Source organism: Salinivirga sp., assembly GCF_055145285.1.
This window is the reverse complement of the sequence record NZ_JBSRDC010000062.1, coordinates 80,390-95,419: the sequence shown is the minus strand read 5'-3', so window position 1 is coordinate 95,419 and position 15,030 is coordinate 80,390. Positions and strand designations below refer to the sequence as shown.

At 36.0% G+C, this 15,030-nt stretch carries 13 protein-coding genes; 1 reads left to right on the top strand and 12 read right to left on the bottom strand.

What is annotated here, in order from left to right:
• Positions 1 to 2: 2 nt before the first annotated feature.
• From ACTB0Y_RS12920 to ACTB0Y_RS12910, 3 genes are read right to left on the bottom strand one after another with little or no spacing between them, the layout of a single operon-like run.
• On the bottom strand, positions 3 to 2,549 hold the full coding sequence (locus ACTB0Y_RS12920) for an Hsp70 family protein (RefSeq protein ID WP_463207242.1): 2,547 nt from the start codon (positions 2,547 to 2,549) through the stop codon (positions 3 to 5).
• Between the two features lie 12 nt (positions 2,550 to 2,561).
• Positions 2,562 to 3,476, bottom strand: coding sequence for a hypothetical protein (locus tag ACTB0Y_RS12915; protein WP_463207241.1), 915 nt, complete (start codon positions 3,474 to 3,476; stop codon positions 2,562 to 2,564).
• A gap of 10 nt (positions 3,477 to 3,486) precedes the next feature.
• The gene (locus ACTB0Y_RS12910) at positions 3,487 to 5,637 is read right to left on the bottom strand and encodes a hypothetical protein (protein ID WP_463207240.1); all 2,151 of its coding nucleotides are present in this window, start codon (positions 5,635 to 5,637) and stop codon (positions 3,487 to 3,489) included.
• 155 nt (positions 5,638 to 5,792) lie between these two features.
• On the opposite strand from ACTB0Y_RS12910, the gene ACTB0Y_RS12905 reads away from it, so the two are divergent.
• On the top strand, positions 5,793 to 6,653 hold the full coding sequence (locus ACTB0Y_RS12905; RefSeq protein WP_463207239.1) for a hypothetical protein: 861 nt from the start codon (positions 5,793 to 5,795) through the stop codon (positions 6,651 to 6,653).
• Positions 6,654 to 6,689: 36 nt separating this feature from the next.
• Here ACTB0Y_RS12905 and ACTB0Y_RS12900 read toward each other — a convergent pair whose 3' ends face one another.
• The 9 genes from ACTB0Y_RS12900 to mnmE all read right to left on the bottom strand — a co-directional run bounded on the left by ACTB0Y_RS12900 (position 6,690) and on the right by mnmE (position 15,020).
• A complete protein-coding gene (locus tag ACTB0Y_RS12900) occupies positions 6,690 to 7,046 on the bottom strand; it encodes a hypothetical protein (protein WP_463207238.1) in 357 nt (118 codons plus the stop codon).
• Between the two features lie 40 nt (positions 7,047 to 7,086).
• Positions 7,087 to 7,911, bottom strand: coding sequence for a DUF6371 domain-containing protein (locus ACTB0Y_RS12895; protein ID WP_463207237.1), 825 nt, complete (start codon positions 7,909 to 7,911; stop codon positions 7,087 to 7,089).
• A 103-nt stretch (positions 7,912 to 8,014) separates the two neighbouring features.
• Complete coding sequence (locus ACTB0Y_RS12890; RefSeq protein ID WP_463207236.1) at positions 8,015 to 8,980, bottom strand: AAA family ATPase; 966 nt, start codon at positions 8,978 to 8,980, stop codon at positions 8,015 to 8,017.
• Between the two features lie 60 nt (positions 8,981 to 9,040).
• Complete coding sequence (locus tag ACTB0Y_RS12885; protein ID WP_463207235.1) at positions 9,041 to 10,246, bottom strand: relaxase/mobilization nuclease domain-containing protein; 1,206 nt, start codon at positions 10,244 to 10,246, stop codon at positions 9,041 to 9,043.
• Positions 10,218 to 10,571: a plasmid mobilization protein gene (locus ACTB0Y_RS12880; protein WP_463207234.1), complete on the bottom strand. Its 354-nt coding sequence runs from the start codon at positions 10,569 to 10,571 to the stop codon at positions 10,218 to 10,220. Before ACTB0Y_RS12880 ends, ACTB0Y_RS12885 begins: the two co-directional genes overlap by 29 nt.
• A 157-nt stretch (positions 10,572 to 10,728) precedes the next feature.
• Positions 10,729 to 11,013, bottom strand: a complete 285-nt coding sequence (locus tag ACTB0Y_RS12875) for a helix-turn-helix transcriptional regulator (RefSeq protein ID WP_463207233.1) — start codon at positions 11,011 to 11,013, stop codon at positions 10,729 to 10,731.
• Between the two features lie 121 nt (positions 11,014 to 11,134).
• Positions 11,135 to 12,328, bottom strand: coding sequence for a hypothetical protein (locus ACTB0Y_RS12870; RefSeq protein ID WP_463207232.1), 1,194 nt, complete (start codon positions 12,326 to 12,328; stop codon positions 11,135 to 11,137).
• A gap of 5 nt (positions 12,329 to 12,333) precedes the next feature.
• Positions 12,334 to 13,461 carry a phage integrase SAM-like domain-containing protein gene (locus tag ACTB0Y_RS12865; RefSeq protein WP_463207231.1) on the bottom strand — a complete coding sequence of 376 codons (1,128 nt, stop codon included), beginning with the start codon at positions 13,459 to 13,461 and terminating at the stop codon, positions 12,334 to 12,336.
• Positions 13,462 to 13,622: 161 nt separating this feature from the next.
• The gene (gene mnmE, locus ACTB0Y_RS12860; RefSeq protein ID WP_463207230.1) at positions 13,623 to 15,020 is read right to left on the bottom strand and encodes a tRNA uridine-5-carboxymethylaminomethyl(34) synthesis GTPase MnmE; all 1,398 of its coding nucleotides are present in this window, start codon (positions 15,018 to 15,020) and stop codon (positions 13,623 to 13,625) included.
• Positions 15,021 to 15,030: the final 10 nt, after the last annotated feature.

The following is a 15,030-nucleotide window of genomic DNA, read 5'->3' as shown; positions in this document are numbered from 1 at the left end:
CTCTAATCACTTAATAATGATTTGTCATCTAAACCTAAGTTGTCTTTTTCTACATCCGGCAAAAGTTGATAAATTGCAGCGATTACAGGCCGCAACTTTTCTTCTGTTGGATTGTTAGTGCAAATTTTTAATCCCTGATCGATCAATACTCTGGCCTTATTTTTATCTGACCATGGAAGTGTATCAAAGCTTTCATTGAAATGATAAATAAAGCCAACCCAAAACCGAACATCTTTACTCACAAGATCGAAGCTTAATGATCGCATATCATCAATCATTTGTCTGGCAAGTTTGCCATTCTTCGACTGTATCACTTCAGGTATTTGTGCTCTGAACTGACTAACGACCTTATCTGTTTTTTCATCGCCATGCTCTTTTTGAGCTTTCTCAAGTCTGTAAAAAACATCCTTTAACTCTTCTTCGGTTTTGGGCCATTTAGTGTGTTCTTCGATTTCATCCAGCTTAATCATTTTCTGTTTTAAACTGTCTAATACATTTTTTTTACGGTCATCATCTGTCCTTCTTTCGTTGAAACGCTGTTTTAATTCATCGACTTCCTCTTTGAGTTTTTTCAACTCCTCCGGTTTGTCATAGGCATTTTCCTCTTCAAGCATATTGGCCGTTTGCCGCGCCTTTTCGATTTGTTGCTCCAAATAGTTTTCTTCAATGCTTTTCTGATCAATTTCCGGAACTGTAATATCAACGGTTTCTTCTAATGTGGGAAAAAATGCAGATAGTGTCATTTTTTCTGAACGATCTACTTTTAAAGTGACATCAACAGGGCTTCCCTTTTGGAGCAGGGAAGGCAAGTCATCACCTGTAATTATTACATCATAGACGTGTTCATTGTATATGGCCGGAGTGCCTTCAGCATGATAATTTCCCTGATAAATAGGCACTTTAATGAAATCATCTTTTATACCGGGACGAATTTCTTGTTGAGTTTTCAATCCATTAATTATACCTGTAGCCGGTATAGATTTGTTTTTCTGCAGCCCTTCAATAGTCTGAAACACGAATTTTTCCTTTGAGCTACTTTTGATTTCTATACCAATATGGTAAGGAAGAGTAGCACTACCAACTTTTGAACCCTGAATGATACTAAAACTATTGGGTTCGCATGGCACTTTATTGCCTTGTTCATCAAAAAGTTGTACATAAAATGCATTGGTGGTTCCTTCATTTAATTGTACTTCCAGGACTTCACCAATATTATTAATTTGCACCTTACCGCTACTCCAGCTTTTATCACTTCGGGTAACTTCAGCATATACTATATTGGGAATTGCTCCTTCGGTTTTTTCGGGTTCAGTTTTAACGGTTACGAATTCCTGTGTTTCAACGGTAGAGGTTTCATGTTCTATTTTCAGTTGTATTTTAGTGCGATCGCGGCTTTCATCCACAATGTCATCCGCAATGTCAATGGTAGAAGCATATAATGCTGCACCTTTGGCTACTACTGTCATTGGGTCAACACTGGTATCAGGCTTGCAAATTTGCTCTTCCAGCATATCCCTTAGAATTGTTGAATAGGTTGGCCCACCTACAAGCAACAGGGTTTCCAATTGCTGACCAGTTAAATTATTCCGTTGGAGTAACTCTTTGCTTAAATCGATCGCTTTTTGAAAATATGAACCAAGTACTTTTTTAATATCATCGCGATTTACCGTAATATCCAATTCAAATTCTTCTCCTTCATCATCCTCCCCGGGTATATCGCCAAGATCTGACAGTATACTGTGTGTTTCATTAAAAGACAATTGAATTTTGGCTTCCTCCGCATAATATTTCATAGCGTCCTGAAGGATTTCTTTTTTTGAATCGTCAGCCAAGATACTTTCTATTGTATAATTTTCTTTTAGATAAGGAATGATGATTTCGTTTACAATGGCATAATCAAGATTTTTTCCACCAAGGTAATTGTCTCCCTCTGTATCGATAACCTGCATAATACCTTCTTCTACTCTTACCAAAGCGGCATCAAAGGTTCCACCACCAAAATCGAACACCAGCCAGTGCCCGTTTTTTATTTTAGCATCTAAACCATAAGCCATCGATGCCGCAATAGGCTCCTGTAATAGTTCCACCTGCATAAATCCGGCAAGTTCTCCTGCCCTTCGTGTGGCATCTTTCTGGTTAATAGTAAATTTTGCAGGGACTGTAATCACAATAGATTGAATCTTTTTGTCACTTTCAAAGCTTTTTAATTTCTTCAATATTTCAGATGATAATTCTTCTGAATTATATTCTTTTTCCATATAGGAACTCATCTTTTTAGTAGATGTTCCCATTGTTCTTTTGAATTCAATAAAAAAATTCGACAATTTATTATCCCAGGTTTTTACTGCTCTTAGTTTATCCTGTTTCAATCCATTCCATGCACTTTCTCCAGCTAAAATGCTTTTTTTCTTGTTAAAACCAACGCAGGATGGCATGGTGTCTTTCTGCACATCTGTTTTAATAATTATCTGTTTCCCGTTTTCAATTTTTGCCAGTGCGGAATTGGTTGTTCCTAAATCTATTCCGTAATTTATTTTTGTCTGTGCCATAATATTTGATTTTTATTCTCCTTGACTTACTTCTATTTGTGCTGACTGTATCATCACACCGTTGTAATTAACCTGTGGTTTTATAATTCTCGTAATTATTTGTTCTCCAGCTTCTAGATTCTCATCAGGCCTAAAATTAGCTTGAACCTTCATACCTTCGTGGTAGGGTTTATTTAGCATTTCGACAATCTCATAACCCTGTGCATTAAAATTGTCGCGTATGCGTTCTACAGCGGCAATAAGTTGCTTTCGGCCTCGCACCTTTTCATCCATGCGCGAAAGGTTTTTCTGTATACGAATGATTTCATCGGCCACTTTCAGTGCCAGTTTGTGTTTGTTATCGTCATCCTCGGATTGTGACTGTTTTGATGCTTCCTCTGCAATCTTCATTTGCTTATCTAAAACCTCAATTAATTTTTGATCTAATGCAGCACTTTCACCTTCCAGCTTTTTCCGGGTGGTTTCAATCTCATTTTCTGTAATATCTTTGTTTTTTCTTACTTTTAAACGAAGTACGAAAAACAACACCAAAGTGAGCAATAAAGCGATTGCAATGCCTATTATCCAGTAAGTTGTATTCTGCGATAAGTTGCTTTCAACTTTAGCTATCCCTTCTTTACTGGTTTGTTGCGCACGATTGATTTCCCCCGTCAACTCCTTCTCTACACTGTTGATTAATTTTTGCAAGGCTTGTATCTCATGGATTAAACTATCTTCTGATGTCTTGATTCCCTTTTGGTTTTGTTTTACTGCATTGTTTAATTGACTGATCGACCATTTAAAAGCTCGCAATCTTTCATCCTGTTGTTCCTGTCTTGCATTCAGCACTCGAAGCACTGAATCAATTCTACTATCGTCTATTTTTTCTTGTGCAATTATTGCATTTAAAGAAAAGACAGTGATTAAAGCTAATAGTATTTTTTTCATATTACATTTTTTAAAAGAATTGCCTTTCCGAAACCTTTTCTGTTTCCATATTGCCATTTACGACTTGGTATAATGTTATTTCTCCGGTAGAATACTGGTAACCATTATCTTCTAACTTCATTAAGTCATTATATCCATCAGATTTTGAGTAACTTTCTCTTCTTTCAAAACCGCCTGTAATCTCACCATTTTTTAATTTCTTATGTGGATTCCAATCCTTTCCGGAATAAAATTTAATAAAGTAAGTTCCATCGGGAATTTTGGTCATTTTAAAGGTTGCGCCGGCCCTTATATACTCATTTCGGGTAACTCTATCAGTTTTATAATTTACCAAAAGTACTATAGCGTCTGAAGTATTTCCATTTTTAAACTGAAGCCAATTTCGGTCTTCCTTACTATAAATACCTTTACCATAAACATTATTGTATGGAGAGCTCCCATTTTTGAGTTGATTACCTGTATATTCATCATTAGGTTTTTTTAATCGTAAATCAAAATCTTCTGTATCAGACCCTTCTTCTGTTTTCGTGTATATTTTTTCTTTTTTGTCATTAGCATAACCAGCGTTTGAAGATTCTGGTGAATTATAGTTAGTGTCAGAACCTGAATCCGATTGATTTGATAATGCTATTGCTATAATTATGACAATAATAATTAGACCGATATACCAGCCGGTTTTATTCTTAGAAGCTTCTTCTTCCTTTCTTTGTTCATCCTTAATTGCTTTTTCTATTATTATTTCAGACTCTATTTTTCTTAAAGTTTCTTTGTTTTTATATAAACGATCGACAAGCTCATCTACCATTTTAAATTTTTCCAATCTATTAAGAATTGTTTCACCATCCCTTATCAATGAAAGCAGACTACTTGGTATCGAAGTTGATTTTTGAGCAGCATTAATTTTTTTGACAACTTGGTTTAAGCTTCGATCTACTATTCCACTACTAACGTTCTTTATTAATTTACGATCGGCATCTAATTCTTCCAGCTGTCTAATTATGCTTTCTCCAAGATACATAAAGTCCCAAATTTCTTCGATGGATTTTGTACCTGTGTCCATTTTTTCAATTGCTGGTCCCAGAGGTGCTAGAATTTGCTCTATTTCGTTTTTTTCTTCGTGCAATGACATATTATCTGCAATGCCCTGCAACCTTTCAAGATTCTCTTCAATATGTTTTATGGCTGAAGTATTCGGCGGACAAATATTTTTGGCTGTATCGGCAAGTTCAAAAGTTTTTTTAAGCACTTCTTTTGAGTTTTCTGCTTCATTAAAAAACACGATAGAACACTGCATTATTTCATGTGCAAGCCGAGTAGCAACATTATTATACTCAGCATCACGCTTTTGTTTTATTTCTTCTATTTGCTCCAAATATGTTACAATATCACTGACCAAAGCATTCCCAAGCGTATATCCTTTTTGAGGTGCTTTTTGCCTTTCCTTTTGGCTATTATCAATGGCGTCTTCTATTGTTTGAACAGGCTTTGAAACAGCATCTTTTATCAATTTCTCTCTAATGTTTGTAGGGTAGTTTTCAAAAAGTTCAACTTGATGATCGATTTCTATAATCCACTCGGAACGCTCCAATTCTTTTATGATTAATTTGCAAGTTTTTAATGCTGCTTCATCTGCTGTAAAAACCGCATTGTCACCACCAATAATTGTTACGAATTCTTTAAAAACTGTATCTTGAAATAATCTACCTTTTAACTTAATGGCATTTTCTATTCTGTTAAAATCATTTTCAGCGAAACCCTCTCCAAAACATAAGGTAGATAAGTTTAAAATAGCTGCGAATTGCTTTATGGTTGGTTCCTGGATTTCTGCATAAGCAACCTTTCCCCATATTTCAATTGCTTTCTCATTATCACCCTGTAATAAATGTTTTAAAGCCACTTGATCAATTGAAGAATAATTCCAAAACCAAAACAGCGCATGAACAATTTTTTCCTGAACTTGCTCTAATTGGTTTAAAGCTTTGGCTATTACTTCAGGATCCCTTTCAACTTTTTCTAAAAACTGAAAATCAGTATCTAAAGTGATAGTTTTGCCTACTCTTGAGTAGGCTTTTATTTTTGCTTGCTGCTTTTGCAGTCCTCTGGCATTTGCGCCTATAAAAAGACCAAGGATTCGGTAGGGATTATTTTGTATTACCAGCATACTAAAATATTTGCCAATTATTAAGTCAATATTTATTATGGCTGGTTTTAGGTTGGCTTATTGGTATCCAAATTTAATAATTATCATAACACATTCAAATATATATGGTTAATAATATATATTTTTTATATATTTAACGCATAAAACTAATTAAAATGCTTAAAATCTTAGTATTAAGCCTAATCATAGGCCTTTCAAATAACATTATAACTATCAACCTTAATGAGCATCATTGGGTAGACTATGCAAACTTGGTAAATGAAGATGGAACTGAAATTAGGATGAAAACACTTTCTATTAAGAATGATAGTGTATATTCTTTTTTATATTTAACAGGAGAAACAAAAGCTTTTCCATTAAAAATCAAAGATAGTCTGTTCATATTCAAAAGAAGTGAACATAAACATCATAATCTCACTACCTTTCAAGAGGACACCACATACATTGATTCTATGATTTATGAGTTCAAATATATTCAAAACCAACCTATATTAATTTTGCAACCTATCGATGGATCTAAGCCCCAAGTCCTCCACACATTAAACGAGACTAAGGGTATTCTAGAAACAAATAATCTAAATATTCCTGAAATTGAATACTTCAATTATGAAATTGGCGATACTTTAAATCAGGAAAAACTCATAACCTTGAATAAAAGATTTTCTTCTATATATTACTTTGATTTACAACATAAGGTCTTATTAAGCAATAATGAGAAAAATTTTTATTATATTAATGATGAGAAAATTATATTAGAAATTCAACAACCTAAAATCGTCAGATCGAAAATTAATAATATAAGAAATTACTTCATAAAATCCTTGGGCTTTAATCCAGAAATCACTTATAATCAATCGAAAAATAAGTCTATTGATGGGTATAAATGGGAAAACAATTATATTTATATTTACCTTCACAAAACAGATTCAAAGCCTAATAAAGAAACTAATTTTTGGAGGATTGACTACATTAATAAACTCATATTAAATGTTTTAAATGAAGAAAACCTTAGGTAATATTTAAATAAAGCATATAAATAGCCAAACCTTGCTTTAACATTTAAACTTAATAAAAGCGGCTTCATTATATTGGTGCAATCCTTGCTTTTTAAAGTATTGCAAAAGTTTTTTATTCGTAATCCCCTGATGTATCACTCCATCCCATGGCTGCATATCTTCGGCTATAAAACGAAAATTTTTAAACCATCCTCGTCCTCGATGTCGCTCATGGATCGTTACATAGCCGATGTCTAGGAGATTATAATCCAGTTTGTTTATAGTATATTTGGATTTTCGAATATAAACCTCGAATCCAGCTCGTTTTAGCCATAAGTTAGGATATATTAATCCTTTATCTACCAATTGAAACCAGAATATAAGCTGAGTCTCCACTGATGGGAGTCTTCTCATCTTACGAAAATTTTCATAACATTTATCTTCCATACTACCATTAATTAATTAATAAATCTGAAATATCTGTTCCGTTATTTAGTTGTATATCAAAATCCTGAACAATAACATTTTTACTAATTGTTTTCAATCGATTAAATACTTTCTTAAAACCTTCTCTACCCGCATCATCGCAATGTGGATGAAGAATTACTTTTCTATCTTTGAAAACACTGAGTTTTTCGTTAGAAAGGCTGTTGGCACCGCCTGTGGCTAACCAAATATATTTCCCAATGGTCAGATGTCCCACAATAGCATCTTTTTCGCTTTCTACAAGAACAATTGGCGTTGCCCAATTTGTTCTGTTCAGTTGATGCTCACCAAAAACGCACGTTCCATAACCTTTAGTCTTCGGAAATAAAGAAAAGATAGGTTTGCTTTTGATTCTATGTCCATCTGTCCCATAGAAGATACTTTTCCCTGTGAGATAGTTTCCCCGAATATCTTTAAGCCAAAAGATAGTATTCCCCTGGCGACCGGTTCCAATATTGAAAGTAAAAATTGCTTTTTTAACTTCATTTTCGGGGAAATGTTGTTTAAGCCAGTTTAAAAAGTTATTTCGCCCATTATCTTTAAGTGTGGATCTAACTTTCTCAACAGGAACATATTTTTTTGGCACATCATTTTCAAGTGGTGATTTTTTTAAATGTGGCTTGATATGCTCGCCATCTGGATAAAAAGTTTTGCCACAACTATGACAAAAACCATATTGCGGTGAAGGTGTCCCATTGATGAGAAATGGGACAAATTTTCCATCACGGTTTGATTTTCCGCATGGACATTCGGTGGCAAAACGATGTCTATTGCTGCCTCTGTATAGTTCCATACACTTTTTTTTCAATTTCTGTCCCAAAGTGTCCCACCTGTCCCAGGTGTCCCGCATGGGACAGGTGGGACACCTGGGACACCCCGGGACAAAATGGGACACTTTATTTCAAATATCGCTCTACTGTTGACTTAGATACGCCTATCTCTTTAGCGATTTCGCGAATAGACTGTCCCGCTTCTCTTAGTTCTTTGGCTTTTTCCTTTTTTTCTTCAATCGCCTTCCCTTTATTTAAATGATTTTCTTCATCATCAAAACCAACAAATTCATAATCCAAGCCACCATCAATTTCTTCAATTCTGCAGAGCAGCACATCATCTAACTGCTCAGCATCTCTTGATTTTGTTTGCTTCAAGTAGCGTAAATTGTGGTCAGAGTTGGATTTGGCTATAAAAAACACAGAATCTGCAAAGTTCGTAAGATACTTACTCCCTGCTACGTGATCGACATGGATTCCTTCCTGATTGTAGGTTTTGGGCGTATGTGCTAATACCAGACAACTCTTTCCGTTTCTGGATAACAATTTCAAACCACGCATTATATCAATGGCAATCTGCGTGTCTTCGGTGTTCCTAAGGGATAAGGCAGATATATTGTCAAGAATTAACAAATTTGCTTTTGACTCTTCCATTTTTTGCAGAATATAATCCAAATCAATGGTTCCTTTACCGGTATAGTCTGGGTTCAGCTCTGCTCGAATGAAATCATTTGAAAACTGATGGTTTGAATAGCGTTTGAAAAACTGTCTCTGCGATAATTCAAAATCCAGATAAAGCATTTTCTCGTGTATTTCGATTTTTTGTTCTAAAAAAGAACCAACACTTCTTGTGATTTTGTCTGCAATAGAAACAGCCAGTAAGGTTTTTCCTACACCAGTATTACCTGCTAAAATGGATACTTGTCCCGATTGCCAATAGTTCCCAAATAGTTGCTTTATCGGGGGTAAAAATCTGGCTTCTTCTACCCACTGATTAGCAGGTTTCAGTAAACATATTTCATTTGAATTCAGCTTTTTTTCAGCTTGTTGGAATTGCTTTTCAATTAAAATTAGATTATCTTTGTTCAGCATTTGTACGAATTTTAAAAATGAATGTCTGGTGAGCATAAGTGGTGGCTTTGCTCACTTTTTTTATATACCTCTTGATTTTTTGCGTCGTTTTTTCCGCTTTCTTTTTTCTTCTTCTTCAGGGTCATTCATAGCTTTAGGAAATCGAAATAACTCATCAGAAAAAGAAAAATCAGTCCTGCTCCCAGAATACCTGTTAGAATCGCGATCAGAATCATTTTGAAATTGATGGCTGTTTTGACTTTTTTCGCCTTGTCCAACAACGCTCTCTGGGTTTCTATTGTATTGCCAGCTTGCTCGAAACTCCTGCTCAATTGATTCTGTGCCTGGAATGTTTGCATATTTGCGTCTTCCACGAATAAAATCATTTGCTTCAGTGAGGTGAGAATGGGCAGAAGCGCTTCTTTCATGTCCTCGATGTTTTCCATATTCTGAGAATACAGATTTTCCACCTGTTCTTTGAGAACTCGCTCCCTTTCCTCGATGGCTTTTTTCGTTGATTGTTTTAAGGTCTCTTTGGTATTCATAGTCTATTATGTTTTTAAAGTTTTTCCATTGAAATTTCCGTCCCAGGCTCGAAGCCTTGAATGCAACACCATCAAGCGTAAAGCTCATGCCATATACACCATTTCGATTGGTGTAGAAGCGTACATCTACTCCACTTTTTGCCAACCTTTGAACGAATCCTTGGGTTGTGGGCTTTCCTTGGATGGCTTTTTCCAGAATTTCCTGCAATTGGAGTTTAAGAGGTGCTTCACCCGTTTTCATTGCATTTTCAATCATTCCTTTTGAAGGTGCCTTTTTCTGGGAGTACTTACTTTCTTTCACTTGTTTCAGGTTATAGTCTTTTTCAATCTGTCTGATTATTTTTTCGCTGCGCCTATAGTCATTACTGTCAGATACCAATGATCCATCATACTTAATTCGATTTGCTATGATATGGATGTGACTGTGGTCACGGTCATAGTGACGGTAGGCAATAAATTGATTACTATCGAAACCCATTTCCGTTAAATACTTTTCGGCAATATCTCTAAACTGATCATCTGTTAGGCTTTCACCGTGGCCTAAGTTCAATGAAACGTGATAGACTGCCTTTTTAACTGATGGTCTTAAGCTCTGAATAAGCTCAAACTCTTTGTTCAATTCAGAAGGTTTCTGTCCATACATATTAGTATGAAGAAACTGGCCTACACCTTTTTCTACCTTATTTTCCATGTATTTCAGCACTCCATAAAAACTAGTCCCTTTTATCTGCTTGGCTATCATAAACTTTCGAATTTATTTCGGTTAATAATGCATTCACGGCCTGAATTTCATCCAGAATGCGGGTATACTTACCTTGATTAAGCTTTTTTGCTATTTGGTTAATGTTATTTCCTAGCTGAGCAAGCTGAATATAATAACTCCGATCCATCTTATTGACTTTCATTCGCAGTGGCTTTTTCGAAAAAGCAGAATCACGCATCCAATTAGCCACAGTCCGGCCTGTTAAATCGGCCTGTTCTCTGGCCAATTGATATTCGATTTCTGTCAGCCGGATATTCACCTGGTGAATTCTCAGCTCTTCGATTTTTTTCTTCGGACGAGCCATAGCGAGTGGATTTTTCAAGCGTTAGAGCAAAGGTTTACCGTAGCGAGAACATGGCTTGCTTAGCCAAGTATTCAGCCTTATTACCTTTTTTTCCCGTCGGCGATATTTTTCAATTATTTGTGTGAAAAATGGTCGATAGGAAAAAAATATCTCACATTTATTTATTTAGCAGATAATTTGAGGCCTCTTGATCCAGCTCCTCCTGGCTTTTCACTTTACCGGAAAGTAAGAACTTCTCCAGTTCATCGCGGTCAAAGTATATTACTTTTCCACTGGGCTTGTAGTGCGGTATGTTACCAGATGCAGTTAACCGATAGAGATAGCTTTTCGAATAGCCTGTGAAGGCTACAGCTTCATCGAAGTTAAGTACCTTTTTTTTCTGTAGAAGCAGGCCTTCTATTCGTTGAAGGCGACTGCGAATTTCGTTCATAGTTTCGCTCATGATTTCTATTATTTAAGTTAAACATGAGCAAGCGCTTGCTGTGAAAAATCAACGTCGTACAACAAGAGCAAAGTTGTGGAAAAAAGCAAAGTAAATCACAGGGTTACTTTTCAAAGTAACCCTAATTCTCAAGGTATTCTAGCACTTTATCGAGGAGTAATGCACTCTTAGGATATCCAGCACCTTTGCTATATTGAGACATTTTCTTTTTTAAATAATTTGCTTCCTTCTGGATATCCTTATTTTTATCGGTATAAATAAAAGAATGTATTATTGGTCTTGTATAATCGCCAGTTAATCGCTCCCTCTTTTTCAACAAGAAGATAAAATAGACAAGCTCATTTTTATAGCCTTTCCATCTAATCATTTTATTAAAACGGTTATTAAAAATCGCTTTAAAGTCGATAAGGCTTTCTCCTTCTAGTATAAATTCATTTTTTATCAAATATCGAAAAACTCTATTTATCTCTTCTTGCCTGATTTCAAACTTATGATATTTGAATACCTGAATTGCATTGCCCCCTTTATTGTTTAGAATCTCATTTGAAAGCCTCTTAGTAAGGATTTTCTGTTTTTCTACTAAAAACTTCTCATATTTATCAAAAGTACCGGTATATCCGTATTCCTTTTTTAACTGCATTTGTTCATCGGCCATTTTAAAATATTCCTTACTTACAAGGCTATACGCTAATTGCAGATCTATTTTCGACAAGTTATAAGTTAAAACCTTAATTAAAGAATTATACACAAGTCTCATTCGGTTGTCAGGTGAAAAATAAACTTCTAAGGAATTATTGGAAGAAAGATATTTTGAAAAATCATCAATAATATAATTGACGAATTCTTTAGAAACAGCATATTTTTGCAGTGAATTATTTAAAAATATAGGGATAAAAATATCAATAATGCTAAGAGATTCACTAAACAAACTGGTTTTTGAATAAATAGTTTTATCCTTTAAAATTTTAAGATTTTTTGCAAATCCATTTTGAATATAGTTATAAATATTATTTGAAAATTGATGTTCAAATATCGTTTCTTTAAGGCTGTGAAAGCGACTACGATAATAATCTATTGAGTAATTTAATAAATTCGCTTCTTTTAAGTTAACACACGATTCTCTTAACCATTCTTCATCAATGACTTCTTCAAACATCAGGTTTTCCCATTCTAACTTAATCGCAAGGTATACATTTGCTATAAATTCCTCTGTTGGATTTCTCCATAATTCGGGATTTTCAAAATACAATGGGTCATTCGGATCGGTTGGATAGCTCTGTTTCTCCTTATTTTGATTTGTTTTTTTCTTCCACATAACCTTTAAATTTCAAATTCAGGAATGATATTGGCTGCCTCTTTCATTTTTTTATTCAATATTTTGGCATATATCTCGGTTGTCCTTAACTCTTTATGACCAAGCCTTTTTTGAACCGTGTAAATATCAGCACCATACTCAAGCAACAGTACAGCATTCGTGTGCCTGGCTGAATGAAATGTGATATGTTTTGTAATTCCTGCATTCATTGCCCAATAAACAAGAGCATTATTATAAGTTGTACTGTATTTTAACCCCACAAAAACACGTTCAGAAGGACTTTGTCTCTTGCCCAAGAATTCTCTTGCCTGTGCAGAAATATCTAAATATTCCATGCCATCAGTCTTTTTTTGCCTAAAAACTAAACGATGACCTGTTTTTTCGTCCCGAACCTCTTGCCAGGTTAATTTTTGTACATCTGACCACCTCAAACCAGTTAAGCAACTGAATAAAAAGGCTCTTTTTAAAACTGGGTACCGACACTCAGCTTTGGCTATTGCCTGTAATTCCTCAAATGTCAAATACTCTTTTTTCGTTTCTCCCTGTTTTATTGACTTAATTCTTTTTGCCGGATTCTCAGCAATAATTCTATCATTAAAAGCCTGATTCATGCACGCTTTGAGCTTATTGAAGTATGAATGCTTAGAGTTTTGGGAAAGCAATAATCCAGATTTTGTTTTAGCTTCTTTTTCCAGATATCTTTTATATCCTCTTACAAACTCTTCATCAATTTCCCGGAAAGTGATTTCGCGTGGGCAATATTTCTGTAAATGCTTAAGGTTACTGTCCCAGTTGCCATAGTTCCCATTACTATCTTTACGGTCTTCCATCATTTGTTTATAGTAGTCAAAGAAGCCAGTATTTAGTCGGGATTCAGAACGGAAACCAAATCTGCCATGGTCATATTCTGATTGTCTTTTGGTTCTGATTTTTTCTGCCAGTTGCTTTGTGGTTTTGTTGTGCTGTCGTTCCTCTTGATTTCTGGGATTTATATACAAGTATAAATCTAAGTTCTCAAATTCACGCTCATGCTTAATCTTTCCATCTACTTTATGGGAACCTTTATAATACTCAAGGAATAGACTAATTCGGCCAGACTTTAGAAGTTTGCGTTCGCGAAGATGTATTTTCATATTTACAATTTTTACAACTTTAAAACATCAATAATTGTAAAATTATAGTAAATAATTGTAAAATAAAAGCAAAAATAATGAAAAAACGAACGATTATGTTTATGTTAGTTTATTGATATTCTTTACGATAATATCAATATGCTTTACCATAGTTTACATTACTACTTTCCGATACAAAAGTTCTTGAAAATATGCCCCAGCACATCGTCGGGGGTGATGGTTTGGCCGGTGATGTCGGCGATGTGGTCTAAAACCTGGCGGATTTCGAAAGATAACAGGTCGCCCGGGAGTTGATTTTCGAGGCCTTCGGTGATGCGTTCAATGCCTTCGTGTATATGATGCAGGGCTTCTACGTGGCGAATGTTTGTCACCAATATTTGGTCTTCGTTTTCGAGGCCGCGCGTGCCTTCTTTTACAAGCAGTTGTATGAGGGTTTCCACGCCACGATTCTCTTTGGCTGAAATACTAAGCACCTGCTCATCAAGGAAATACTCCTCATAGTTTTTGTCGGTTTGTTCTAACAGGTCGGTTTTGTTGGCCACCAAAATAATGGGCATCCCCGCTCCCGCCTTTGCGCGAATCCTTTCTAATGCTTTTTTTATTGGTTTTTCGTCGGCGCGGGCATCAAACAAATAAATTACAACTCTGGCTTTGGATACTTTTTGCAGTGCCAGTTCTATTCCTTTGCTTTCAATTTCGTCAGATGATTCGCGAATGCCAGCCGTGTCGATAAAACGGAATTCGTAACCGTCTATCACCATCGTATCTTCGATTACATCGCGGGTGGTTCCGGCAATTTCGCTCACAATGGCGCGGTCCTCGTTGAGCAATCGGTTGAGCAGCGTTGATTTGCCCACGTTGGGTTCACCCACAATGGCTATGGGAATGCCGTTTTTAATGGCGTTCCCAAGTTCAAAAGATTTGGAAAGCGAGCGTACTTCTTCATCGACCTCTTTGAGCAGTTCAAACAATTGGGTACGGTCGGCAAACTCGACATCTTCTTCGCTAAAATCGAGTTCTAATTCAATTAAAGATGTAAAATCCATCAGGCGTGAACGCAAATGTTCCAACTTCGATGAAAACTCTCCCTTCATTTGGCGCATGGCTACTTTGTGGGCCATACGGTTACGCGAGCTAATTAAATCGGCCACGGCTTCGGCCTGCGACAAGTCCATTTTTCCGTTCATGAAGGCTCGCTGCGTAAATTCACCGGGGCGGGCTACACGGGCGCCGGCGCTTACCAACATTTGCAAAATGCGGTGTTGGATGAAAATGGAACCATGGCACGCAATTTCAACCATATCTTCGCCGGTATACGATTTGGGCGCTGCAAACCGCGTAACCATCACTTCGTCAATAATTTCGTCCTGATATTCAAAGCGAGCAAATTGCTGATAATTGGGGTCAATGCCGGTGAGCTGTTTTTTGCCCATGCGAATGTATTTTGCGGCCAAATCAACGGATTTTTCTCCACTCAGACGGATAATGGCAATGGCGCCTTCGCCCGCTGCCGTGGAGATGGCGCAAATAGTGTCGTCAAATTCAGCTAAATGTCGCATGGTTCAATAA